The sequence below is a fragment of the Geodermatophilus sp. SYSU D00766 genome (assembly GCF_054049915.1).
In genome coordinates this window covers 53,901-77,338 of record NZ_JBJGYI010000022.1, presented here as the reverse complement: position 1 = coordinate 77,338, position 23,438 = coordinate 53,901, and the positions used below count along the sequence as shown (strand labels likewise).

General features: G+C 77.2%; 24 protein-coding genes. 12 read left to right on the top strand and 12 right to left on the bottom strand.

The annotated features are described in order from the left end of the window. Positions 1-214 precede the first annotated feature (214 nt). On the top strand, positions 215-1,021 hold the full coding sequence (locus ACI8AD_RS16320; RefSeq protein ID WP_456871570.1) for an SDR family NAD(P)-dependent oxidoreductase: 807 nt from the start codon (positions 215-217) through the stop codon (positions 1,019-1,021). Between the two features lie 26 nt (positions 1,022-1,047). Continuing rightward, positions 1,048-1,611 (top strand): GNAT family N-acetyltransferase, encoded by a 564-nt coding sequence (locus ACI8AD_RS16315; RefSeq protein ID WP_456871569.1) that lies wholly within the window; start codon positions 1,048-1,050, stop codon positions 1,609-1,611. Here the strand turns inward: ACI8AD_RS16315 and ACI8AD_RS16310 are convergent. After that, on the bottom strand, positions 1,595-2,029 hold the full coding sequence (locus tag ACI8AD_RS16310) for a rhodanese-like domain-containing protein (protein WP_456871568.1): 435 nt from the start codon (positions 2,027-2,029) through the stop codon (positions 1,595-1,597). The two genes, ACI8AD_RS16315 and ACI8AD_RS16310, sit on opposite strands and share 17 nt — an antisense overlap. Positions 2,030-2,145: 116 nt before the next feature. On the opposite strand from ACI8AD_RS16310, the gene ACI8AD_RS16305 reads away from it, so the two are divergent. Both ACI8AD_RS16305 and ACI8AD_RS16300 read left to right on the top strand, forming a co-directional pair. Continuing rightward, on the top strand, positions 2,146-2,811 hold the full coding sequence (locus ACI8AD_RS16305; protein WP_456871567.1) for a GntR family transcriptional regulator: 666 nt from the start codon (positions 2,146-2,148) through the stop codon (positions 2,809-2,811). Beyond that, positions 2,795-3,817, top strand: coding sequence for a 1-aminocyclopropane-1-carboxylate deaminase (locus ACI8AD_RS16300; protein WP_456871566.1), 1,023 nt, complete (start codon positions 2,795-2,797; stop codon positions 3,815-3,817). The genes ACI8AD_RS16305 and ACI8AD_RS16300 overlap by 17 nt, the downstream gene beginning before the upstream one ends. Here ACI8AD_RS16300 and ACI8AD_RS16295 read toward each other — a convergent pair. The 5 genes from ACI8AD_RS16295 to ACI8AD_RS16275 are packed head-to-tail and all read right to left on the bottom strand — an operon-like array spanning position 3,796 to position 6,472. Next, entirely contained in the window at positions 3,796-4,089 is a 294-nt protein-coding gene (locus tag ACI8AD_RS16295) for a DUF1622 domain-containing protein (protein WP_456871565.1), read from the bottom strand. The two genes, ACI8AD_RS16300 and ACI8AD_RS16295, sit on opposite strands and share 22 nt — an antisense overlap. After that, positions 4,086-4,484, bottom strand: coding sequence for a DUF1622 domain-containing protein (locus tag ACI8AD_RS16290; protein ID WP_456871564.1), 399 nt, complete (start codon positions 4,482-4,484; stop codon positions 4,086-4,088). The genes ACI8AD_RS16295 and ACI8AD_RS16290 overlap by 4 nt, the downstream gene beginning before the upstream one ends. A gap of 29 nt (positions 4,485-4,513) precedes the next feature. Then, positions 4,514-5,212 (bottom strand): alpha/beta fold hydrolase, encoded by a 699-nt coding sequence (locus ACI8AD_RS16285; RefSeq protein ID WP_456871563.1) that lies wholly within the window; start codon positions 5,210-5,212, stop codon positions 4,514-4,516. Then, positions 5,209-5,412 (bottom strand): hypothetical protein, encoded by a 204-nt coding sequence (locus ACI8AD_RS16280; protein WP_456871562.1) that lies wholly within the window; start codon positions 5,410-5,412, stop codon positions 5,209-5,211. Before ACI8AD_RS16280 ends, ACI8AD_RS16285 begins: the two co-directional genes overlap by 4 nt. Before the next feature lie 40 nt (positions 5,413-5,452). Continuing rightward, a complete protein-coding gene (locus tag ACI8AD_RS16275) occupies positions 5,453-6,472 on the bottom strand; it encodes an NADP-dependent oxidoreductase (RefSeq protein ID WP_456871561.1) in 1,020 nt (339 codons plus the stop codon). A 143-nt stretch (positions 6,473-6,615) separates the two neighbouring features. On the opposite strand from ACI8AD_RS16275, the gene ACI8AD_RS16270 reads away from it, so the two are divergent. The 3 genes from ACI8AD_RS16270 to ACI8AD_RS16260 all read left to right on the top strand — a co-directional run bounded on the left by ACI8AD_RS16270 (position 6,616) and on the right by ACI8AD_RS16260 (position 9,795). Continuing rightward, complete coding sequence (locus tag ACI8AD_RS16270) at positions 6,616-7,530, top strand: haloalkane dehalogenase (protein ID WP_456871560.1); 915 nt, start codon at positions 6,616-6,618, stop codon at positions 7,528-7,530. After that, complete coding sequence (locus ACI8AD_RS16265; RefSeq protein WP_456871559.1) at positions 7,527-8,642, top strand: class I SAM-dependent methyltransferase; 1,116 nt, start codon at positions 7,527-7,529, stop codon at positions 8,640-8,642. The genes ACI8AD_RS16270 and ACI8AD_RS16265 overlap by 4 nt, the downstream gene beginning before the upstream one ends. Positions 8,643-8,712: 70 nt before the next feature. Beyond that, positions 8,713-9,795 carry a class I SAM-dependent methyltransferase gene (locus ACI8AD_RS16260; RefSeq protein ID WP_456871558.1) on the top strand — a complete coding sequence of 361 codons (1,083 nt, stop codon included), beginning with the start codon at positions 8,713-8,715 and terminating at the stop codon, positions 9,793-9,795. Positions 9,796-9,810: 15 nt separating this feature from the next. Here ACI8AD_RS16260 and ACI8AD_RS16255 read toward each other — a convergent pair whose 3' ends face one another. The 5 genes from ACI8AD_RS16255 to uraD form a co-directional block, all read right to left on the bottom strand. Continuing rightward, complete coding sequence (locus ACI8AD_RS16255) at positions 9,811-10,305, bottom strand: phosphoribosyltransferase (protein WP_456871557.1); 495 nt, start codon at positions 10,303-10,305, stop codon at positions 9,811-9,813. A 48-nt stretch (positions 10,306-10,353) separates the two neighbouring features. Next, positions 10,354-10,689 (bottom strand): AbrB/MazE/SpoVT family DNA-binding domain-containing protein, encoded by a 336-nt coding sequence (locus tag ACI8AD_RS16250; RefSeq protein ID WP_456871556.1) that lies wholly within the window; start codon positions 10,687-10,689, stop codon positions 10,354-10,356. A gap of 49 nt (positions 10,690-10,738) precedes the next feature. Continuing rightward, a complete protein-coding gene (pucL, locus tag ACI8AD_RS16245; RefSeq protein ID WP_456871555.1) occupies positions 10,739-11,644 on the bottom strand; it encodes a factor-independent urate hydroxylase in 906 nt (301 codons plus the stop codon). Between the two features lie 48 nt (positions 11,645-11,692). Next, entirely contained in the window at positions 11,693-12,010 is a 318-nt protein-coding gene (gene uraH, locus ACI8AD_RS16240; protein WP_456871554.1) for a hydroxyisourate hydrolase, read from the bottom strand. A 73-nt stretch (positions 12,011-12,083) separates the two neighbouring features. After that, on the bottom strand, positions 12,084-12,581 hold the full coding sequence (gene uraD, locus ACI8AD_RS16235; RefSeq protein ID WP_456871553.1) for a 2-oxo-4-hydroxy-4-carboxy-5-ureidoimidazoline decarboxylase: 498 nt from the start codon (positions 12,579-12,581) through the stop codon (positions 12,084-12,086). Between the two features lie 45 nt (positions 12,582-12,626). Between uraD and aceB the strand changes: the two genes are divergently transcribed. From aceB to ACI8AD_RS16210, 5 genes are all read left to right on the top strand, one after another. Continuing rightward, the gene (gene aceB, locus ACI8AD_RS16230; protein ID WP_456871552.1) at positions 12,627-14,198 is read left to right on the top strand and encodes a malate synthase A; all 1,572 of its coding nucleotides are present in this window, start codon (positions 12,627-12,629) and stop codon (positions 14,196-14,198) included. A gap of 82 nt (positions 14,199-14,280) precedes the next feature. After that, entirely contained in the window at positions 14,281-15,510 is a 1,230-nt protein-coding gene (locus tag ACI8AD_RS16225) for a DUF6986 family protein (RefSeq protein WP_456871551.1), read from the top strand. Between the two features lie 20 nt (positions 15,511-15,530). Next, the gene (locus ACI8AD_RS16220) at positions 15,531-20,624 is read left to right on the top strand and encodes a SpoIIE family protein phosphatase (RefSeq protein WP_456871550.1); all 5,094 of its coding nucleotides are present in this window, start codon (positions 15,531-15,533) and stop codon (positions 20,622-20,624) included. 134 nt (positions 20,625-20,758) lie between these two features. Beyond that, positions 20,759-21,802 (top strand): anti-sigma factor RsbA family regulatory protein, encoded by a 1,044-nt coding sequence (locus ACI8AD_RS16215; RefSeq protein ID WP_456871549.1) that lies wholly within the window; start codon positions 20,759-20,761, stop codon positions 21,800-21,802. Positions 21,803-21,846: 44 nt separating this feature from the next. Continuing rightward, positions 21,847-22,338, top strand: a complete 492-nt coding sequence (locus tag ACI8AD_RS16210) for a MarR family winged helix-turn-helix transcriptional regulator (protein ID WP_456871548.1) — start codon at positions 21,847-21,849, stop codon at positions 22,336-22,338. Here ACI8AD_RS16210 and ACI8AD_RS16205 read toward each other — a convergent pair. Continuing rightward, on the bottom strand, positions 22,335-23,348 hold the full coding sequence (locus ACI8AD_RS16205; RefSeq protein WP_456871547.1) for an ATP-dependent DNA ligase: 1,014 nt from the start codon (positions 23,346-23,348) through the stop codon (positions 22,335-22,337). The two genes, ACI8AD_RS16210 and ACI8AD_RS16205, sit on opposite strands and share 4 nt — an antisense overlap. Positions 23,349-23,438: the final 90 nt, after the last annotated feature.

Here is a 23,438-nt window from a genome sequence, read left to right as displayed (position 1 = left end):
CCCCCCCCCCCCCCCCCCCCCCCCCCCCCCCCCCCCCCCCCCCCCCCCCCCCCCCCCCCCCCCCCCCCCCCCCCCCCCCCCCCCCCCCCCCCCCCCCCCCCCCCCCCACGCCTCCTCCGGGAGGCACACCTCTCCGCCGTGCGCAGGGGTCGGACCCGGCCGGATCGGGCACCACCGGGGGTGACCGCACCCGCGACCCACCCCGGGAGTCCCCGTGACCGTCCCCTCCGCCCGTCCCCTCGCGCTCGTCACCGGTGCCTCCAGCGGCATCGGCCTGGAGCTGGCCAAGCAGTTCGCCGAGCACGGCTACGACCTGGTCATCGCCGCCGAGGACGACGAGCTCGACGCCGCCGCCGAGACGCTGCGCGGCATGGGCGCGCACATCTCCCCGGTGCGCGGCGACCTGACCCGCTACGAGGACCGCGAGCTGCTCGTGGCCGCCGTCCGCGGGGCCGGCCGCCCGCTGGACGCCGCCGCCATCAACGCGGGGGTGGGGGTCGGCGGCGCGTTCGTCGACACCGACCTCGACGCCGAGCTGGGCATCGTCGCGCTCAACTGCGGTTCCACGGTGCACCTGGCCAAGCGGGTGGCGCAGGACATGGCCGCCCGCGGGGAGGGCCGCATCCTGTTCACCTCGTCGGTGGCCTCGCAGGCGCCCCAGCCGTTCCAGGCCGTCTACGGCGCGAGCAAGGCGTTCGTGCAGCACCTGTCGCTGGCCCTGCGCGAGGAGCTGTCCGACCGCGGCGTCAGCGTCACCGCGCTGCTGCCCGGGCCGACCGACACCGAGTTCTTCGACCGCGCCGACCTCACCGACACCCGCATGGGCGCCACCGACGCCAAGGACGACCCGGCCCAGGTCGCCCGGCAGGGCTACGAGGGCCTGGTCACGGGGGAGGCCTCGGTCTTCGCCGGGTCGCTGGCCAGCAAGGCGATGGGCCGGCTGTCGGCGGTGACGCCGGGCAACGTGGCCGCCAAGCTCAACCGGAAGATGGCCGAGCCCGGGTCGGCCCCGCAGGAGTGAGCCGCGCGTCGGGCACGATGCCCGTCGTGCCCGACGCCCTCCCCGAGATCCCCGCCGGGCCGGTGCTGCTGCGCCCGTGGCGGCCCGGCGACGCGCCCGCCGTCCGCGCCGCGCTCACCGACCCGGCCACCGACCTGTTCTCCAACCCCGGCCGGGTCGCCACCGACGAGGACGCCGTCGAGTGGGTGGCCCGGCGGGCCGGCCGCTCCCCGACGACGGCCGCCTGGGCCGTGGTCGACGCCGCCACCGGCGAGCTCGTCGGCTCGGTCGCCCTGCACGCCGTCGACCCCGCGCAGGGCGACGCCGGGGTCGGCTACTGGACCGTGCCCGCCGCCCGTGGCCGCGGGATGGCCCCGCGCGCCGTCGACGCCGCCGTCCGCTTCGGCTTCGCCGTCCTGTCGATCGACCGGGTCGAGCTGGTGCACGCCGTGGACAACCCCGCCTCCGGCCGGGTGGCGGAGAAGGCGGGCTTCACCCGGGAGGGCCGGCTGCGCCGCTCCCACCGCTACGCCGACGGCGTCCGGCGCGACGAGGTGCTGTGGGCGCGGCTGTCCGACGACGACGTGCCCGACCTCAGCACCCACAGCTGACCGGCGCGGTCAGCGGGTCGGCGGCGGGGCGGGTGAGGCCGGCCGCGGTCTCCACCGGCAGGCCCTCGCGCGCCCAGTACTCGAAGCCGCCGATCATCTCCCGCACGCGGAAGCCGAGCAGCGCCAGCGCGAGCGCGGCGCGGGTGGCGCCGTTGCAGCCCGGCCCCCAGCAGTAGGTGACGACCGGGACGGACCGGTCCAGCTCGGCGGCGGCGCGGGCGGCGACCTCCCGCCCGGGCAGGTGCACCGCGCCGGGTACGTGGCCCTGGTCCCACGCCGCGCGGCTGCGGCTGTCGAGCAGCACGAAGCCGGGCGCGCCGGACCGCACCGCGGCGTGCACGTCGCTGACGTCGGTCTCGACGGTGAGCCGGGAGGCGAAGTGGGCGGCGGCGTCGGCCGGGTCGGTGGTCCAGTCCACGGCGCCGATCGTGCGGTGCGCGCGGGGGCCAGGACGAGACCCGCGACTGCCACCGACCGCAACGGAGGTGCCTGTGACCCTTGACGGCGGCGCCTCTGACATCTGAGATGTCAGTTGTGACCGCGCCCCTCGTTCCCGTCGGCCGGGTGCTGCTGCGCGACCAGGCGCTGGACCGCATCCGGACGGCGATCGTCAGCGGCGCGCTCGCCCCCGGCGCGGTCGTGAAGGACGCCGACCTCGCCGCCCGCCTGGGCCTGTCGGTCGCCCCCGTCCGTGCCGCGCTGGCCCGGCTGGTCGACGAGGGGCTGGTCGAGGCCAAGCCGCAGAGCCACACCCGCGTCACGCCGCTGCGCCCGCGGCAGGTGCGCGACGCCGCCGTCGTCGTCCGGGCGATGCACGAGCTGGCCGCCCGCGAGGCGGCCGGCCGGGTGACCGCCGACGACGTCGCCCGCATGCGCGCGGCCAACCAGCGGTTCGCCGCGGCGGTCCGGGACGGTGACGTCGACGCCGCGCTGGCCGCCGACGACGAGTTCCACGCCGTGCTGCTCGACCGGGCCGGCAACACCGCGCTGACGGCGACCGCCGAGCGCTTCACGCCCGCGATCCGCCGGCTCGAGCGGGCCCGGTTCGCCGCGGCGCACGGCCGGGAGTCCGTCGACCTGCACGACCGCCTGGTCACCGCCTGCGCCCACGACGACGTCGACGCCGCCGTCGCCACCACCACCGAGATCTGGACGGCGCTGCTGTCCGAACTGGAGGAGACCGATGTCGACCCTGGCTGACTTCCCCCGCACCCCGCTGCTGTTCGGCCCCTCGCCGGTGCACCGGCTCGACCGGCTGACCGGGCACCTCGGCGGCGCCGCGGTCTGGGCCAAGCGGGAGGACTGCAACTCCGGCATCGCCTACGGCGGCAACAAGACCCGCAAGCTCGAGTACCTCGTCGCCGACGCGCTGGCGCAGGGCTGCGACACCCTCGTCTCCATCGGCGGCGTGCAGAGCAACCACACGCGGCAGGTGGCCGCGGTCGCCGCGCACGTCGGGCTGTCGTGCGTGCTGGTGCAGGAGAGCTGGGTGGACTGGCCCGACGCCGTCTACGACAAGGTCGGCAACATCCTGGTCAGCCGGCTGGCCGGTGCGGACGTCCGGCTGGTCAAGGCCGGCTTCGGCATCGGCTTCAAGGAGAGCTGGGAGACCGCGCTCGCCGAGATCGAGGCCCGCGGCGGCAAGCCCTACGCGATCCCGGCCGGCGCCAGCGACCACCCGCTGGGTGGGCACGGCTTCGCGAACTGGGCGCTGGAGGTCGCGCAGCAGGAGGCCGAGCTCGGCGTCTTCTTCGACACCGTCGTCGTCTGTTCGGTCACCGGGTCCACGCAGGCCGGCATGGTCGCTGGCTTCGCGCTGCTGGAGGAGCAGGGCGGCCGGTCGCGGCGGGTGCTCGGGATCGACGCCTCCGCCAGGCCCGCCGAGACCCGCGACCAGGTGCTGCGCATCGCCCAGCGGACGGCGCGGGCCATCGGCGTGCGGCGCGAGCTCACCCTCGACGACGTCGAGCTCGACGAGCGCTACCACGCCGGCGTCTACGGCATCCCCGACGCGACGACGATCCGCGCGATGGAGACCGCCGCCCGCACCGAGGGCATGGTCACCGACCCGGTGTACGAGGGGAAGTCGATGGCCGCGACGATCGACCTGGTCGGCCGCCGCGAGATCGACCCGTCGTCGACGGTGCTCTACGCCCACCTGGGCGGCCAGCCCGCGCTCAACGGCTACAGCGCGCTGTTCTCCTGAGCGGGGGGCGGCGGGGACAGCGACCGGCCACCGGCCCGCAGCCCGGCGCCGACCACCCGCCGCAGCAGCACCACCGCCGCGGCGGTGCCCAGGGACGTCCAGGTCGGCTCGGCGGCCAGCCGCAGCAGCCCGGCCGCGAGCAACAGGTCCAGGAAGACGCCGAGGGCCAGCGCGGGGCGCCGGGTGCTGGCCAGGGTCACCGCCCCGGCGACCAGCGCCATCGCACCGACGCCGGCGGCCAGCAGCCCGGGCAGCGGCCCGAGCGAGGTCACACGCCCCGTCCGCGGTGCTCGGCGGACGCCGGGTCCGGAACCGCTGCGCCGGTCTCCTCGGCCACCTGCCGCCGCTCCTCGGCGATCTCCTTGGACAGGAAGTAGTTCAGCGCCGTCCGGATGGCGGCCACGGCGGCGAGCTGGCCGAGCTCGCGGAAGCTGGGTGCGACCGCCGTCCGCAGCACGTCGCTGGCCAGCTGGAACTCCAGTCCGAGCGCGAGGAAGCGGCCGAGGGTGAGCCGGACGGGGACGAAGGCCGACGTCCCCTGGCGGCGCAGCCCGACCGCCACGAACCGGATGAAGGCCCACACCGCGCCGACGACGATGACCACGGCGCCGCACGCCTCGACGACGGTGACCATGACGCCGACCACCTCGGCGAGCAGCTCCTCCACGCGCCGCCCCTACCCGGACGGCGGGGGTCTCACCACGCGACGGCCAGGCCCCCGGGCGGCGGGGCGTCGAACGCGGCCAGCACGTCGTCGCGCCAGGGTGCGAGGCCGGAGCCGGCCAGCACGACGTCGCGGACCAGCCCGTGCCAGGCGCCGACCCGGCGCAGCATGCCGTGGCCGCCGGGCAGCGTGAACCGGGCGACCCGCGCACCGGCGCGGTGCGCGCGCACCGCGAAGTCCTCCGACAGCCGGGCGGGCACCCAGCGGTCGCCGCGGCCGTGCGCGAGGACGACGGTGCGCCCGCGCAGGTGACCGACCGGCTCACCCGGCGGCGTCCACGGCGCCAGGCCGCAGACGGCGGCCACCGACGGGTCGTCGCCGGCCCGCAGCACCGCCCGGCCGCCCATCGAGTGCCCGACCAGGACGACCGGGACGTCGCCGTGCCGCTCGCGCACCCGGTCCAGCGCCCACCGGACGTCGGCGTGGGCGTCGGCGGCCGGCCCGTTCCACCCGGCCACGCGGTAGCGGACCAGGTAGGTCTCCACCCCGCGGCCGGCCGCGGCCGCCGACACCGACTCCTGGATCGCCCGCATCCGCACCAGCGACAGCGCCCGCTCCCGCGGCGGCTCGACGCTGGCCACGGTGCCGCCGTGCGCGAAGACGGCGACCGCGCGGGTGGGCGCGGTCGCCGGGGTGTGGTCGAGGGCGGGGACCCGTTCGGCGGTGGTCACCGGCGCCGTCGGCCACCGCGCAGCCGGTCGCGGGCGCGGTCGCCCAGGTCACCGGCCTGCAGCAGCGCGCGGCTGACCCGCGTCGGGCCGCCGCGCCGCTCCAGCGTGCGGCCGACCCGGCGCAGCAGCCCGGTGGCCAGCGGCACGAGCACGGTCAGGATCAGCCAGACCCGCAGCCGGCGGGTGAGGAACAACCACATGCCTGGGCCCTTCCCGGGGCCGGGGACCGGCAACCGCCGGTCAGTCGGGGTCCGGTGCGAGCCGCACCACCATCTTCCCGGTGTTGGCGCCCGCCAGGAGGTCCAGGAAAGCGGGCACGGCGTTGTCCAGGCCCTCGTAGACGGTCTCGCGGACGACGAGCTCGCCCGAGCGGATCCAGCCCGACACCGTCTCGGTGAACTCGCCGTGCAGGTCGGTGTGGTCGCTCACGAGCAGGCCGGTGACCGCCAGCCGCTTGGAGATCATCAGGGAGCTGAAGTTCTTCGGCCCGGGGACCGTCTCGGTGGCGTTGTAGTTCGAGATCGAGCCGCAGATGACCGCCCGGCCGTGCACGTGCAGCGCGCCGAGCGCGGCGTCGAGGTGCTCGCCGCCGACGTTGTCGAAGAAGACGTCGACGCCGTCGGGCGCGGCCTGCGCGAGTGAGTCCCGGACCGGCCCGTCGTGGTAGTCGAAGGCGGCGGTGAAGCCGATCTCCCGCAGCCAGGCGACCTTCTCCGGGCTGCCGGCGCTGCCCACCACGGCCGAGGCGCCGCGGAGCCGGGCGAACTGGCCGACGGCGCTGCCCACCGCCCCCGCGGCGCCGGAGACGAACACCGCGTCGCCCTCACGGAAGGCGCCCACCCGGAACAGCCCGGCGTAGGCGGTCAGGCCGGGCATGCCGAGGATGCCCAGCGACCAGGTCAGCGGCAGGCCGGTGGCCGGCAGCTGCCGGACGTGCCGGGCGTCGAGGACGGCGACGTCGCGCCAGGCGGCGTCGGTGAGCACCAGCGCCCCCTCGGGGACGTCGGGGGAGCGGGACTCGACGACGCGGCCGACCGCCCCGCCCCGCATCGCCTCGCCGACCTCCCAGGGCGCGGCGTAGGAGGGGCCCAGCCGCATCCGGCCGCGCATGTAGGGGTCGACCGACATCGCGACCATCCGCACGACCACCTGCCCCTCGGCGGGGTCGGGGTGCTCGACCTCGACCAGCCGGAAGTCCTCCGGGGTCGGCGCGCCGTGGGGACGGGCGGCCAGGTGCCACTCGCGGGCGGGGATCGGCACGGGAGGCTCCCTGGGGGTCGTCGGAGGGCGGGTGCACCGGGGATCCTGCCGTGTCCCGCACGGGGACCTGCAGGGCATAGGAAGCTCTACCCACGTCTCGCGCCGCTGGACGTGCGCAGAGCTTCCTATGCCTGGAGGGCCGCATGGACGTCGTCCGCACGCCCGAGGAGCGCTTCGCCGCGCTGCCCGGCTTCCCGTACCCGCCGATCCACGTTCCCGTCGACGCCGGGGACGGGACGGACCTGCGGGTCGCGGTGGTCGACACCGGGCCGGCCGACGGCGAGGTCGTGGTGCTGCTGCACGGCGAGCCGTCCTGGTCCTTCCTCTGGCGGCACGTCATCGGTGAGCTCACCGCCGCCGGGCTGCGCGTGGTCGCCCCCGACCTGGTCGGCTTCGGCCGCTCCGACAAGCCCACCGACCCGGCCGCCTACAGCTACGCGGCGCACGTCGAGTGGGTGCGGCAGGCGCTGTTCGACCGGCTCGGCCTGACCGACGTCACGCTGGTCGGCCAGGACTGGGGCGGGCTGATCGGGCTGCGGCTGGTCGCCGAGCACCCCGACCGGTTCGCCCGGGTCGTCGTCGCCAACACCGGCCTGCCCACCGGGGACACCCCGATGAGCGAGGCGTTCCTCGCCTGGCAGCGGTTCGCCGCGACGGCCCGGGCGTTCGACGTCGGCCGCATCGTCGCCAACGGCACGGTCACCGACCTGCCGCCCGAGGTGGTCGCCGCCTACGACGCGCCCTTCCCCGACGAGGCGTCCAAGGCCGGCGCCCGCGCCTTCCCCGCCCTGGTGCCGACGACGCCCGACGACCCCGCCGCGGCCGCCAACCGGGCCGCCTGGCAGGTCCTCGCCCGCTTCGACCGGCCGTTCCTCACCGCGTTCTCCGACTCCGACCCCATCACCGCCGGCGCCGACCGGGTGTTCCAGCAGGTCGTGCCCGGCGCGCGGGGGAGGGCGCACACCACGCTGGCCGGCGGCGGGCACTTCCTGCAGGAGGACGTGGGTGCCGAGCTCGGCCGGGTGGTGGCCGCCCTCGTCGCGGCCACACCCCGGTGAACCGCGAGGAGGTCCTCGCCCTCCTGCGCCGCGACCCCGACGTCGAGGCGCCCGACCTCGTCGCCGTCGACGCCACCGACCGGCTGCTGCTCGACACCGCGGCCGGGGCGCTGGCCGGCCCCGGCCGGGTCGTGGTCGTCGACGACTCCCACGGGGCGCTCACCCTGGGCGCGCTGGCGTCCGGCGCCACCGACGTCCGGGTGCACCAGGACCTGCTGGTCGGCGAGCAGGCGCTGGCCCGCAACGCCGAGCGCACCGGCCTGGCCGGCGGCTACCGCCCGCTGCCGCTGACGGCGGAGCTCCTCGACGGCGCCACGCTGGTCCTCGCCCAGGCGCCCAAGGCCCTCGACGCGCTGCGCGAGCTCACCGAGCTGGCCGCCGCCGCGGCCGCACCCGACGTCGTGGTGCTCGTGGGCGGCCGGGTCAAGCACATGACGCTCGGCATGAACGACGTGCTGCGCACCGGGTTCACCGACGTCACGGCGACGCTGGCGCGGCAGAAGTCCCGCGTGCTCGTCGCCCGCGACCCGCGTCCCGGGGTCGCGCCGAGCTTCCCCCGCTGCCGGCACGACGGCGCCCTCGACCTCGACGTCTGCGCCCACGGCGCCGCCTTCGCCGGCACCCGCGTCGACGACGGCACCCGGCTGCTGGCGACCGCGCTGGCCGGCGCCGCCCCCGGTGCGCGGACGGCGGTGGACCTCGGGTGCGGCACCGGCGTGCTGGCCGCCGTCCTCGCCCGGTCGCGGCCGGAGCTGGCCGTCACCGCCACCGACCAGTCCGCCGCCGCGGTGGCCTCCGCGCGCGCGACGCTGGACCGCGCGGGGCTCGGCCGGGTCCGCGTCACCCGCGACGACGCCGCCGCGGGCCTGCCCGACGCGAGCGCCGACCTCGTCGTCTGCAACCCGCCGTTCCACCTCGGCGCCGCCGTCGTCACCGCCGCGGCCGACCGGCTCTTCGCCGCGGCCGCGCGGGTGCTGCGCCCCGGCGGGGAGCTGTGGGCGGTCTGGAACAACCGGCTGCCGCACCGGGCGGCGCTGCGGCGCCTGGTCGGGCCGACGCGGGCAGCGGCGCACGACCGCCGGTTCACCGTGAGCGTGTCCACCCGCCGCTGACCGGCCCGGGACGCCGGACGGGGACGACGCCCCTTCCGCCGCCGGCCCGGCCGGGCCACTGTGCGGCGGCATGACGACGTCCCTCCCCGGGCCCGAGGCGCTGTCCGAGCGGCTCGTCGCGTCCGTGACCGGCACCTTCGAGGTGGCCGCGGTCGAGCTCGGCCGCCGGCTCGGCTGGTACAGGTCGCTCGACGGCGCGCCGGCGACCGCCGCGCAGCTCGCCGAGCGCACCGGCACCGACGCCCGCTACGCGCGCGAGTGGCTCGAACAGCAGGCGGTCGCGGGCTACCTCGCCGTCGACGACGCGGCCGCCGGGCCGGAGCAGCGCCGCTACTCGCTGCCGCCGGGGTACCGCAGCGTGCTGGTCGACGAGCTCGACCCGCTCTACACCGCCCCGCTGGCCTGGGCGGCCATGGCCTTCGTCCGCAACGTCCCCCGTCTGGCGGAGGTCTACCGGGAGGGCTCGGGACTGGGCTGGGCGCAGATGGGGCCCGACGCCCGGGAGGCGCAGGCGGCGGCCAACCGGCCGTTCCTCACCGGGGCGCTGGGCGCGGAGGTGCTGCCCGCGCTGCCCGAGGTCGACGCGGCGCTGCGCGCCGGCGGGCGGGTCGCCGACGTCGGGTGCGGGCTGGGCTGGTCCTCGATCGGCATCGCGGCCGCCTACCCGGCCGCGCGGGTGGACGGCTTCGACGTCGACGCGCCGTCGGTGGAGCGGGCCCGCGCCGCCGCCGCCGAGGCCGGCGTGGCCGACCGGGTGTCGTTCACGGTCGCCGACGTCGCCGGGCTGCGGGACCGGGCCGGCGGCTACGACCTGGTCACGGCCGTCGAGTGCGTGCACGACCTGGCCGACCCGGTGGGGGTGCTCTCGGCCGTGCGCGGGCTGGTCGCGCCCGGCGGCACGGTGCTGGTCGTCGACGAGCGGGTGGCCGAGGCCTTCACCGCGCCGGGCTCCGACGTCGACCGGCTGATGTACGGCTACAGCCTGACCTGCTGCCTGCCCGACGGGCTCTCGACCCGCCCCTCGGCCGGCACCGGGACGGTCATGCGGCCGGACACGCTGGCCCGCTACGCCCGTGACGCGGGCTTCGCCGGTGTCGACGTGCTGCCCGTGGACCACGACTTCTTCCGGTTCTACCGGCTCCGGACCGACTGAGGGTCCGGCGCCGGCTCAGTGCGGGGGGCGGTGGCTGCGCCGGCGCACCGGCGGCTCCGACGACCAGGGGAAGTCGATCCAGGCGTCGGTGCGGCGCCACACGTAGTCGCAGGTGACCAGCGAGCGCGGCTTCTCGTAGACGACCGCCGTCCGCACCGCGGCGACGTAGCCGGCGCAGAAGTCGCGGACCAGCTCGAGGGTCTTGCCGGTGTCGGCGACGTCGTCGGCGACGAGCACGTTGGCGCCGGTGATGTCGACCTGGTCCAGCGTCGGCGGCAGCACCACCGGCAGGTCCAGCCGCTCGTCGACGCCGGTGTAGAACTCGACGTTCATCACGAACGTGTTCTTGACGTCGAGGGCGTAGCCCAGCGCGCCGCCGAGGAACAGCCCGCCGCGGGCGATGGACAGGATCAGGTCGGGCTCGAAGCCGTCGTCGGCGACCTGCCGGGCCAGGTCCCGGGCGGCGGTGCCGAACTGCTCGTAGGTCAGGACCTCGCGCTCGTCGGGCACGCCGCCGATCGTGCCAGGAGCGCTGACCCGGATCCCGCCCGGGCCCACCTACCGGATCAGCCGGACCCGGAGCGGGAGGTCCAGCTCCGCCCCGGCGCGGTCGGCGGTGAGCACCTCGGCCGACAGCAGCAGAGGCCGCACCCGCGGGACCGCCGCGCCGGCGCCGACGAGCTCGTCGACGACCTCCGCCAGGTTGACCGTCCCCAGCACCCCGGCTGCCAGGCCGCGCAGCTCGGAGACCGCGTCCCCGGGTCGTTCGAGCACCAGCCGGCTCCCCTCGGTCCGCAGGTGCAGCCGTTGCCCCGGCACGAGCCCGAGCGCGGCACGCACCTCGGCCGGGATCACCAGACGACCCTGCTGGCCGAGCACCACCGTGGCATCCACGAGGTCATCGTGCCGCGACCGGTCTTGACGTCCCACGACTCCGGATCCCTCAGCAGAAGCCCGGCGTCCCCAGCCACGCCACCTCGGCGGCCGGGACGTCGTCGCGCAGCACGGTGCCCTCGATGAGCCCGTAGGGGCGGTCGTCGGCGTGGTAGACGAGCGTGTCGTCCTCGCCGGGGGTGTTCGACAGCCCGTACGCCGACAGGTCCTGCAGGAAGTGGTGCCGGTTGGGCATCGACATCCGGACCTCGGCGACGTCGGGGAACCGCCGCAGCACCGCCTCGCCCATCGCGTACAGCGTCTGCTGCAGCGCCAGGGAGTGGGTGGCCGCGAAGGTCTCCAGCAGCACGGTGCGGACCCCGTCGAACAGCGCGTCCCAGTCGAGGTCCGGCGAGGTGTAGCGCCAGCGGGCGGTCACCGCGGTGGCCAGCACCCGGTCGCGGGTCTCGGCCAGCGTCGTGTACCGGTCCCGGGGGAAGCCGTGGAACTCCGAGCCGGTGGTCTTGAGGACGACGAGGTCGGACAGCCCCGCCAGCACGTGCGCGTCGGCGCCGTCGACCGTGACCACCGCCGTCCGCACCTCGCCGCCGGGCCGGCGGAAGGCGTGCGGGTGCGGCCGGCCACCGACGGCGATCCGCTCCCAGCCGTAGGACTCGACCGCCACCCGGGCGCCGGTGATCCAGTCGTAGGAGCCGGCGAGGTGGCGGGCCAGCCGCAGGCCGAACGCCTCGGGGGAGCCGACGCCGTCGCGGGCGAAGGCGAAGACGGTGTTCTTCTGCGCGTCGGTGGTCAGCACGTGCGCGTTGTCCCCGGCGGTGTGCGCGGCGGTGAAGTCCCCGCGCAGGGCGGTGCTCACGTCCAGGTCGACCAGGTCGTGGCGGGGGCCGCTGCGGTCGACCGCGACGACGCGGACCTCCGCCTTCCCGTACTGGTTCGGTCCGAGCACGATCGCCATGGCCCCAGCCTGCCGCACCGGCGCTGTTGCACGTGGAACGTCGGGTGGTCAGGACCCGCGGTAGGTCGAGTACGCGAACGGTGAGAGCAGCAGCGGCACGTGGTGGTGGGCGGCGGGCTCGGTGACGGCGAAGGTCAGCGTCACCTCCGGCCAGAACGCCGCGACGCCGCGGACCTCGAACCAGGCCCCCGTGGCGAACACCAGCCGGTGCGGGCCGGCGACGGTCGCCTCCTCGGTGAGCCGGCAGCGGCCGTCGTCGTCGGTGATCCCGACGGCGAGCAGCTCGTCGCCCGCGTACAGCTGGACGGCGATGCCGGCGGCCGGCCGTCCGGCGACGGCGTCGAGCACGTGGGTGGAGACGCTCACGCGTCCTCCTCGCCGGCGCTGGTCGGTCGCGTTCGTGGCACTGCCCTGCCCCTGCGTGAGCTCGCGAGCTCGCTCACGAGACCAGCTCCCGCACCCGCAGCTCGGTGATCTGCGCGAGCTGCTCGACCACCTCGGCCCGCTCGGCGTCGGCGTCGTTGCCCAGCCGCCGACGCAGCTCCCCGAGCATCTCCGCGGGGGAGCGGCCCGCGGCCCGGATCAGGTAGACGTGCCCGAACCGCTCCTCGTAGGCGCGGTTGCCCTCGACGATCGCGGCGCGGGTGTCCTCGTCGGCCCCGCCCATCGAGCCCTGCTCGCGGCGGGAGGCCCGCGCCTCGGCCGAGGAGCCCTCCACCCGGTCGCCGATCCGCGGGTGTGCGGCCAGCGCGAGCGCGACCTCGTCCCACGGCAGCCCGCGGGCCACCTCCCCGGCCCGGCGGACCAGCGTCTCGACGTCGGGGAAGGGCCGGCCGGCCACCAGCCCGGCGGCGAAGCGGGGCGCGGCGTTGCAGCCGCGCAGCGCCTCGACGGCGGCGTCGGCGGGCTCGTCGTTGAACTCGGCGAGGCGGGACACGGTGACAGGATGGCAGCCCACCCGGGCCGGCAGAGGGGACGAGCGGTGAGCGACGTGCGCGTGGAGGGCCCGGAGGTCGAGCGGTCCGCCGAGGTGCTCACCCCGGAGGCGCTGGAGTTCGTCGCCGACCTGCAGCGGCGCTTCGGCCCGCAGCGCGACGCCCTGCTCGTCGCCCGCGCCACCCGCCGCGCCGAGATCGCCGCCGCCCGGTGGCTGGACTTCCGCCCGGAGACCGCCGACGTCCGCGACGGTGACTGGCGGGTGCCCCCACCGCCGCCCGGCCTGGTCGACCGCCGCGTCGAGATCACCGGCCCGACCGAGCCCAAGATGGCGGTCAACGCGCTCAACTGCGGTGCCGACGTGTGGCTGGCCGACCTCGAGGACGCCAACACCCCGCACTGGCGCAACGTCGTCACCGGGCAGGTCGTGCTGCGCGACGCCGTCCGCCGGCAGCTCGCGTTCACCACCCCCGAGGGCCGGGAGTACCGGCTGCGGGAGGACGGCGACCTGCCCACGATCGTGCCCCGCCCCCGCGGCTGGCACCTGCCCGAGCGGCACGTGCTCGTCGACGGCGAGCCGGCCGTCGGCGCCCTGGTCGACGCCGGGCTGTACCTGTTCCACAACGCCGCCGAGCAGCTCGCCCGCGGCAGCGGGCCCTACCTCTACCTGCCGAAGCTGGAGGGGCACCTGGAGGCCGGGCTGTGGCGGGTCGTGTTCGACGCCGCCGAGCAGGCGCTCGGGATCCCCGGGGGGTCGATCCGCGCCACGATGCTCATCGAGACCATCCCGGCGGCGTTCGAGATGGAGGAGATGCTGCACGCGCTGGGCAGCCACGCCGCCGGCCTCAACGCCGGGCGCTGGGACTACCTGTTCAGCGTCATCAAGGTCTTCCGCGAGGCCGGCCCCGACTTCGTGCTGCCCGACCGGGCGGCGGTGACCATGACCGCGCCCATGATGCGGGCCTACACCGACCAGCTCGTCGCCGTCTGCCACCGCCGCGGCGCCACGGCGATCGGCGGCATGGCCGCGGCCATCCCCAGCCGCACCGACGCCGAGGCCAACGAGCGGGCGCTGGCGAAGGTGCGCGAGGACAAGACCCGCGAGGCCGGGGACGGGTTCGACGGGTCCTGGGTGGCCCACCCCGACCTGGTGCCGGTCTGCCGCGCGGCCTTCGACGCCGTCCTCGGCGACCGGCCCAACCAGCTCGACCGGCAGCGCCCCGAGGTGGCGGTCACCGCCGCGCAGCTGCTCGACGTCGCCGGCGTCCCCGGCGGACGGACCCTCGCCGGGCTGCGGGCCAACGTCGAGGTGGCGATCCGCTACCTGGCCGCGTGGCTGGGGGGCAACGGCGCCGTCGGCATCCACGGACTCATGGAGGACGCCGCCACCGCCGAGATCAGCCGCTCGCAGGTGTGGCAGTGGGTGCACGCCGGCGTCGTGCTCGACACCGGCGAGACGGTGACGGAGGAGCTGGTGCGCCGCGTCGTCGCCGAGGAGGTCGCCGGCATCGGCGGGCTGCCGCGCCTCGACGACGCCCGCCGGCTGTTCGAGCAGGTCGCCCTCGCCGAGGACTTCCCCGACTTCCTCACCCTCCCCGCCTACGAGCTGATCTCCTAGACGAAGGACCTCGGTGCCCCCGCCGCTCGCGAACTCGCGGCGGGCCCCTGCACCGAGGCCGACGAGCCATCGGAGTGAACGCGTGACCCTGAGCGAGAGCGTCTACGCCGAGCTCGACCGGCGGCTCGCCCCGGTCGACGCCGCCCGCGCCGCCGCGTACCCGGGCGAGCGGCCCGGCCGGCAGCCGGTGCACACCTGCTACGTCCCGGCCGACGCCGTCGTCCCGGGCCTGGCCGCCGCGTGGGGCGCCGCGGCGCTGGCCGCGCTCGACGAGCACGGCCTGCCCGACCTCGGGTACCCGGCGGCGCTGCTCGACGAGGTGCTGCCCCGGGTGCGCGCCAAGCTCGCCGCCGAGCCGGTCGAGGACCTGCGGGTCGACGCCGAGGACGGCTACCGCGGCCGGCCCGACGCCGAGGACGGCGACGTCGTGCGCGCGGCGGAGGCGGTGGCCGCCGACCTGGCCTCGGGCGGCGCGCCGCCGTCGGTCGGCATCCGGGCGAAGTCGCTGGAGGGGCCGACCCGGCGCCGCGGCGTGCGCTCCCTCGACCTCTTCCTCGGCGGCCTGCCCGCCGGGGCCCGCGCCACTGTCACCCTCCCGAAGGTGACCGCCGTCGAGCAGGTGCGCGCCTTCCTCCCCGTGCTCGACGCGCTGGAGGCCGCGCACGGCGTCGCGCTCGACCTCGAGCTGCAGGTGGAGACCCCGCAGGCGGTGCTCGGCGACGACGGCGCGGTGACCCTCGCCCGCATGGTGCACGCGGCCGGCCCGCGGCTGACCGGCCTGCACCACGGCACCTACGACTACAGCGCCGCCCTGGGCATCGCCGCGGCGCACCAGTCCTCCGACCACCCCGCGCTCGACCTCGCCAAGCAGCTGGTGCAGGTCGCCGTCGCGGGCACCGGCGCCCGGGCGGTCGACGGCTCCACCAACGTCCTCCCGGTCGGCCCGCGCGAGCAGGTGCACGCCGGCTGGCGGGTGCACGCCGGACTGGTCCGCCGGGCGCTCGAGCGCGGCTTCTACCAGGGCTGGGACCTGCACCCGGCGCAGCTGGTCACCCGCCACCTGGCGACCTGCGCGTTCTTCCGCGGCGCCCTGCCGGCGGCCGCGGCGCGGCTGTCGGCCTACGTCGAGCGGGCCGACGCCGGTGTCCTCGACGAGCCGGCCACCGCGCGCGCCCTGGCCGGCGTGGTGCTGCGCGGGCTGGACTGCGGCGCGCTCGACGACGCCGAGGTCACCACCGCGACCGGACTCGACCGGGTGACCCTCGACGCGCTCTCCGGGCGCAGCCACGCGGCCCCGACCGCCAGCGCCTAGGCTGCGGGCGTGGTGGCGCGGTGACACGGGACGCGCCCGGCTCGCTCTTCACCGGTGGCGGTGAGGTCGGCCGGGAGATGGCCGCCCGGGACTGGGGCGGCACCCCCGTCGGCCCTCCCGAGCGGTGGCCGACCGCGCTGCGCAACCTGGTCCGGATCGTCCTGACCTCGCGCTTCTCCATGTGGGCCGCCTACGGCCCGGAGCTGACCGCCTTCTACAACGACGCCTACCAGCGGGACACGCTGCAGGGGAAGCACCCGTGGGCCCTGGGCCGGCCGGCCCGGGAGATGTGGTCGGAGATCTGGGACGACATCGGCCCGCGGATCGAGTCGGTGCTCGCGACCGGCGTGGCCACCTGGGACGAGGACCTGCTGCTCTTCCTCGAGCGCAGCGGCTACCCGGAGGAGACCTACCACACCTTCTCCTACAGCCCGGTCGCCGACGACGACGGCCGCACCGCCGGGATGCTGTGCGTCGTCACCGAGAACACCGACCGGGTGCTCGCCGAGCGGCGCATGGCCTCCCTGCGCGACCTCGCGACGGCGGTGGCCGCGACCCGCACCGAGGCCGACGTGATGGCCGCCGTCCGCGCGCAGCTCGCCCGCAACCCCGCCGACCTGCCCTTCAGCGCCACCTACCTGGTCGAGGAGGACGGCTCCGCGCGGCTGGGGACGACGACCGGCCTGGAGCCGGGCGACCAGGCGGCGCCGGTGCTCCTCCCCGCCGGGGCGGCCGACCCGGTGTGGCCGGTGGGCCGGCTGCGCGCCGGCGAGGAGGCGCTGGTCGGCGACCTGGGCACCCGCTTCGCCGACCTGCCGACCGGCGCCTGGCACCGCCCGCCCGAGGAGGCTCTGCTGGTGCCGATCGCGTCGGCCCCGGCCTCGGGCAGCGCGGCGGTGGCCGGCTTCCTCGTCGTCGGTCTCAACCCGCACCGGCGGCTCGACGACGCCTACCGCGGCTTCCTCGAGCTGGTCGCCAACCAGATCGCCTCGGGCCTGGCCAACGCCGGCAGCTACGAGGCCGAGCGGCGCCGCGCGGAGGCCCTCGCCGAGCTCGACCGCGCCAAGACCGACTTCTTCAGCAACGTCAGCCACGAGTTCCGGACCCCGCTGACGCTGATCATGGGCCCGGTCGCGGAGCTGCGGGCCTCGACGGTGGCCGCCGCCGACCCCCGGGTGGCGCAGGAGCTCGAGGTGGTCGAGCGCAACGCCCTGCGCCTGCAGAAGCTGGTCAACACCCTGCTCGACTTCTCCCGCCTGCAGGCCGGCCGCATCGACGCGCGGTTCGAGCCGGTCGACCTGTCCGCGGTCACCGGCGAGCTGGCCAGCGTCTTCCGCTCGGCGGTCGAGCGCGCCGGCCTCACCCTGACCGTCGACTGCCCGCCGCTGCCCGAGCCGGTGCACATCGACCGGGACATGTGGGAGAAGGTCGTCCTCAACCTGCTGTCCAACGCGCTGAAGTTCACCTTCACCGGGGGCATCACCGTCCGGCTGCGGGAGGCCGACGGCCGCGCCGTGCTCACCGTCGCCGACACCGGCACCGGCATCCCCGCGGCCGAGCTGCCGCGGCTGTTCGAGCGGTTCACCCGCGTCTCCGGCGCCCGCGCCCGCTCCGGCGAGGGCAGCGGCATCGGCCTGGCGATGGTGCGCGAGCTGGTCGGGCTGCACGGCGGCGACGTCGCGGTCGACAGCGCCCCCGACGTCGGCACCACCTTCACCGTCGCCCTGCCGCTGGGCTCCGCGCACCTGCCCGCCGACCGGCTCGCCCCTCCGGCGCCGGAGGCACCGGCGGTCTCGGCCTCGGCGACGCCGTTCGTGACCGAGGCGCTGCGCTGGCTGCCGGGGTCCGGCGAGGAGCCCCCGCCCCCGGCGGCAGGGGCCCGCGCCGGCCGGGTCCTGGTCGCCGACGACAACGCCGACATGCGCGACTACGTCGGTCGCCTGCTGGCCCCGGCGCACGAGGTGCAGGCGGTCTCCGACGGCCGCGCGGCGCTCGAGGCGGCGCTGGCCGACCCGCCGGACCTGATCGTCAGCGACGTGATGATGCCGGGCCTCGACGGCCTGCAGCTGCTCGGCGCCCTGCGGGCCGACGCGCGCACCTCCCGGGTCCCGGTCGTGCTGCTGTCGGCCCGGGCCGGCCAGGAGGCCGCCGTCGAGGGGCTGGCCGCCGGTGCCGACGACTACCTGGTCAAGCCGTTCTCGGCGCAGGAGCTGCTGGCCCGCGTCGACGCCCACCTGCAGCTGGGCCGCGCCCGCCGGGAGGCCGAGGAGCGGTTCACCGCGATGGCCGACCTCGCCCCGGCGCTCATCTGGGTCGCCGACGCCGAGGGCCGGCGGCTGTTCCTCAACGCCGCCTGGACCGGCTTCACCGGCCGTCCGGTCTCCGCCGAGCGCGGCGACGGCTGGCGCGAGGGGCTGCACCCGCGGGACCACGAGCGCTACGTCGCCGCCGTCACCGAGGCGACCGCGCGCGGCGAGGGGTGGGAGGTCGAGTTCCGGCTGCGCCGGGCCGACGGCGCCTTCCACTGGCTGCTCGAGCGGGCCGTGCCGATCGGGGGCAGCGGCGGCCCGGGCGGCTGGGTGGGCAGCTGCACCGACATCAACGCCCGCTACCAGGAGACCGAGCGGCAGACCCTGCTCGCCGAGGTCGGCACGGCGCTGGACCGGGAGACCGAGACCGACGCGCAGCTGGCCGCGCTGGCCCGGCTGGTGGTCGACCGGCGGCTGGCCGACTCCTGCACCGTCCGGGTGGTCGGCGAGGACGGCCGGCTGCGCTACGCCGGGTGGGCGGGGGTCGACGGCGGCAACCGCGACCTGCTCGCCGGCCTCGACGCCCACGGCGGCCTCGGCCTGGCGGTGCTCACCAGCGGTGCGTCGGTGCTGCGCCGGCACCTGTCGGGCCCCGGCGACGGCGGCGTCCGGCTCGACCTGCGCTCGGCGCTGCTCGTCCCGCTGTCGGTGCGCGGGCAGGTCCGCGCGGTGCTGGCGCTGGGCCGCGGCGACGACGCCCCGCCGTTCCACGAGGACGACCGCGCCCTCGTCGAGGACATCGCCGCCCGCGCCGCCCTGGCGCTGGACAACGCGCTGCTGCTCGCCGACGAGCGGGCCGCCGCCCGGCGGCTGCGGCTGCTGCAGCGGGCGACCGCCGAGCTGTCGGCGGCCACCACGCCCGAGGAGGTGGCCCGCGCCACCGCCGGCCACCTGGTCACCCTGGTCGGCGACGACTGCCGGGCCGGCGTCTACGAGCTCGACGACACCGGCCGCGGGCTGCGGCTGCTGGCGCTCACCGGCGACGACCCCGAGGGCCGCCGGCACTTCGCGGAGCTGCCGCTGTCGGCGCCGCTGGCGGTGACCCGCGCGGTGGTCGAGCGCCGGCCGCTGTGGGTGGAGCGGCTGGCGGACTGGCCCGGCCGGGACGGCGGCCTCGAGGGCGGGCAGGCCGAGACGCTGTCCCGCTTCGGGCTGGCCTCCACCGTGGCGCTGCCGCTGCTGGTGGCCGGCCGCGTGGTGGGCGTCGTCGGTGCCGGGTTCCCGCACCCGCGCACCTTCGGGCCGGCCGAGCGCAGCATGCTGCTGGCGATCGTCGAGCAGAGCGCCCAGGCGCTCGACCGGGCGCGCCTGTACCGCGCCGAGCAGGGCATCGCCCAGACGCTGCAGCTGAGCCTGCTGCCCCAGCGGCTGCCGCAGCTGGAGCGGCTGGCCCTGGCCGCGCAGTACCTGCCCGGCGCCGCGGGCACCTCCGCCGGCGGTGACTGGTACGACGTCGTGGAGCTCGGCGAGGGCCGGGTGGGGATCGCCGTCGGCGACGTCGTCGGCCAGGGGCCCTCCGCGGCCGCCGTCATGGGGCAGCTGCGCAGCGCGCTGTCGGCTGCGCTGCTGCAGGGTTGCCCGCCCGCGCAGGCACTGGAGCTGCTGGACCGGTTCGCCTCGCGGCTGCCGGGGGCGCTGGCCTCGACCGCGGCCTGCCTGGTGCTGGACTGGCGGGCCGGCACCGTGGACTACGCCCTGGCCGGGCACCCGCCGCCGATGCTGCTCGGCGCGGACGGCGTCACCTTCCTCGACGACGGCGTCGGCACGGTGCTCGGCGTCCCCGACCGGCCGCCCTACACCGGGAGCCGCGCCGCGGTCGCGCCCGGGACCACGCTGCTGCTCTACACCGACGGCCTGGTGGAGCGCCGCGGCGAGCCGCTGGACGCCGGCCTGCAGCGGGTCGCCCGCGCCGCCGAGCGGCTGGCCCCGTCCGCTCCGGACCGGCTGACCCGCGACCTGCTGGCCGAGGTGCTCGACGAGAACGCCCTGCCCGACGACGTCGCGGTGATCGCCGTCCGGGTGACGCCCCCGCCGCTGCACGAGCGGCTCCCGGCCGACCCTGCCCGGCTGCGCGGCGTCCGGCGGGCCGTCTCGGCGTGGGCGGCCGACGCGGGACTGCCCGAGGACAGCGTCGACGACCTGCAGCTGGCCCTCGGCGAGGCGCTGGCCAACGCCGTCGAGCACGCCTACGCCGGCAACGGCGGCGAGGGCCGCTGCGAGTACCGCCTCGAGCGGGCCGCCGACGGCAGCGTCGACGTCTGCGTCCGCGACGAGGGCGTCTGGCGCCCGGCGCCGGCCGACCGGGGCCACCGCGGCCGCGGCCTGGAGCTGATCTCGGCGCTGGCCACCGACGTCGAGGTGGCCCGCACCCCCGACGGCGACGGCGTCGCCGGCTCCGGGACGACGGTGCGCTTCCGGTTCGTCCCCGCCGGGCCGGGACCCGACGGCCACCGGGTCCGCGTGCGGACCGGTGTCGCCGCCGGCGAGCCCGCGCGGCTGACCGTGCACCGGGAGCCCGGCGAGCTGCGGCTGGAGGTGCGTGGCGAGGTCGACCTCGCCACCACCGGCGGGCTGCGGGCGCAGGCGCTGGGGGCGCTGGAGGAGCTGGAGGAGCTCGCGGCCGGGCAGCGGGTCGTGCTCGACCTGCGGCCGGTGACCTACCTGGCCAGCGCCGGCGTCGGGCTGGTGCTCGAGCTGCGCGACGCGGCCGCCGCGCGCCGCGCCGCGCTCGACGTCCGCACCCGCGCGGGCAGCGCCCCGGCGCGCGTCCTGGCGCTCGGCGGGGTCGTCGTCCCGGCCGGCTGAGCGCCTCCGCGGCGGGCCGACCCCCTCCCGGAGGAGGAGGCCACGGGCACCCACCGAGCGGTGCCGGGGGTGCGTGGCCCACAATCGGGAGGAATGGGCCGGAGCAGTCCGGGCCGGAGGCTGTCGAGGGGCCAGTGGACCAACGGGCAGGAACCTCCGCCACGTGGGCGGAGCCTGGGCGCGGAACGCCTGCAGGGCACCCCGCGGCCGGTGGCCTGGTCCACACCGCCGCCCTCGTGCGCTCCGCCGGTGAGGCCGTCGAGGTCGCCGCGGCGTTCCTCGAGGAGGGGGTGCGTGCCGGGGACCTGCCGGTGTTCGCCGGCTCGCCGGACACCGCCGACGCCGTCCGCCGGACCCTCGGTCTCCACGGCCGCGCCGTCGTCGAGGAGGACCCTCGCATCTGCCTGATCGGCGCGCGGGCGCCCGACGCGGTGGCCGCCGTGCGGCGCCTGCTCGAGCGCGCCGCGGGCAGCGGGTCGGGGCGGCTGCGGGTCGCCGCGGAGCCCCGGTACGACGCCGACCCCCGGCGCTGGCGCGAGGTGCGCCGCTACGAGGCAGCGGTCAACGAGCTCGCCGCCACCGCCCCACTGACCCTGCTCTGCCTCTACGACCGGCAGCGGCTGCCCGCCGAGGCGCTCGAGACGGCGCGGCTGGCGCACCCGGAGCTGCTGATGGGCGGGCTGCGGGTGGCCAGCTCCGAGTACCGCCGGCCCGACCGGTGCCTGCGCGAGCTCGCCGTCGTCCGTGAGCCGGTGGAGGCGGGCGAGCCGGTGTTCGCCGTCGACGGCGTCGCGGCGCTGCCCGCGCTGCGCAGGGACCTGCGGCGGGTGCTGACCGCCGTCGTCCGCGACGCCGATCAGTGCGCCGACCTGCACCTGGCCGCCAGCGAGGTGGCCGCCAACGCCTTCCGCCACGGCCGGCCGCCGGTCTCGGCGCGGGTGTGGGCCGACGACACCTCGGTGGTCTGCACGATCACCGACTCCGGTGCCGGCTTCGACGACCCGCTCGCCGGCTTCGTCCCCGCGCACGGCGACGACCTCGGCGCGGGCGGCATGGGACTGTGGCTGGCCCGCAAGCTGTGGGACTCCGTCGACCTGCTCCCCGGCACCACCGGCGGCCTCACCGTGCGGCTGGCCACCACCCTGCACCGCGCGGAGGCCGGGCGCGGCGCGGCTTGACGTCCGCGATCTCTCACTGCTGAGGTACCGGGGTGGAGGATGCCGTGGACCTCATCCTCGAGCAGTGGGCCCGCGAGCGGCCCGACCTGGACTGCTCGCCGATGGGGGTCATCGGCCGGATCACCCAGCTGCAGCGCGAGGTGCACCTCGCCCAGCGGGCCACCTTCGCCCGGCACGGCCTCGACGCGCCGTCCTTCGACGTGCTGGCGGCCCTGCGCCGGGCGGGGGAGCCCTACCAGCTGACGCCCACCGCGCTCATGCGCACCGCCCTGGTGACCTCCGGCGCCATCACCCAGCGGCTGGACCGCCTCGAGGAGCGCGGGCTGATCACCCGCACGCGCAGCGAGGCCGACGGGCGGGCCGTCGTCGTCACGCTGACCCCGGCGGGCCGGCAGGCGCTCGACGCGGCGCTCCCCGACCACCTCGACACCGAGCGCCGGCTGCTGGCCGGGCTCAGCGACGACGAGCTCGCGGAGCTGGCGGGGCTGCTGCGCCGCTTCCTGGTGACGCTCGGGCGGTTGCCGCAGCGGCCCTAGCCCGCCGGCGGGACGTCCTCCGGGTGCAGGTCCGAGCGCACCCGCACGAAGCGCAGCGGGTGCCGGAACACCCCGGCGGTGAGGGCGGCGTCGGCGCTGACCTCCACCACGGTCACCGGGTCGACCCGGGTGAGGGGGACCGACAGCCGACCGCCGCCGAAGCGGCCGGTGCCGATCCGGTCGGGCCACGGGTGGTCGGGGCCGGCGGGGGAGAGGACGGCGGCGAGCTCCGCGGCCTGCGCGGGGGAGAGCGGTGCGGTCCGGCCGACGACGACGAGCTCGCCGTCGCGGTGGCGGCCGGCGACGAGCTGGGAGGGACGCTCCAGCGGGCCGATGACGCCGCCGGCGAGCACCTCCGTGGTCTCCCACGACTTCACCTTGAGCCACTCGCGGCGGCCCCCGGCGTAGCGGGTGGCCGCGCCCTTGGCGACCAGCCCCTCGATGCCCAGCGGGCGCAGGTCGGCGGCCCACCGGCGGGCCTCGGCGGGATCGGCGGTCACCGGCGAGAGCTGCATCGGCGGCGCCCACCGCTGCGCGAGCTCCTCGAGCGCCGCGCGGCGGGCCCGCAGCGGGCGGCGGCGCTGGTCGGTCCCGCCGGAGGCGAGCAGGTCGAAGGCGACGTAGGAGGCCGGGTGCGCGGCGGCCAGCGCGGCCATCCGCGACGGCGGGGTGACCAGCCGCCGCTGCAGCAGGCCGAAGTCGAGCCGCTCGCCGCCCCAGACGACCACCTCGCCGTCGAGGACCGTGCCGGCGGGGACCTGCGCGAGGGCCGCCGCGGCGAGGTCGGGGAAGCGGTCGGTGAGGTCGCGGCCCTGCTTGGACCACAGCCGGGTGCCGGTGGCGTCGCGGACGACGACGAGCCGGTAGCCGTCCCACTTGGGCTCGTAGCGGCAGCCGCCGGGCAGCGCGGTCGTCGTCGGCAGGTCCCGGACGGGCTTGGCCAGCTCCACCGCCACCGGCCCGGCCAGGTCCGGCGGCAGGCCCGGCAGACCGGGGACGGAGAGCGGCACCCGGTCAGCGTCGGGCCTGTCCGGCGCCGGCGCAGGCCCCTGAGCTGCCGGCTCACCCCTTCAGGGCACGTCGCGACGCTCCGCGACGGT

Excerpts from the sequence above, each read along its gene's own strand:
- ACI8AD_RS16270 (WP_456871560.1), top strand. The coding sequence starts at position 6,616 with ATGGACGTCGTCCGCACGCCCGAGGAGCGCTTCGCCGCGCTGCCCGGC.
- pucL (WP_456871555.1), bottom strand. The coding sequence starts at position 11,644 with ATGGCGATCGTGCTCGGACCGAACCAGTACGGGAAGGCGGAGGTCCGC.
- ACI8AD_RS16260 (WP_456871558.1), top strand. The coding sequence starts at position 8,713 with ATGACGACGTCCCTCCCCGGGCCCGAGGCGCTGTCCGAGCGGCTCGTC.
- ACI8AD_RS16300 (WP_456871566.1), top strand. The coding sequence starts at position 2,795 with ATGTCGACCCTGGCTGACTTCCCCCGCACCCCGCTGCTGTTCGGCCCC.
- ACI8AD_RS16280 (WP_456871562.1), bottom strand. The coding sequence starts at position 5,412 with ATGTGGTTGTTCCTCACCCGCCGGCTGCGGGTCTGGCTGATCCTGACC.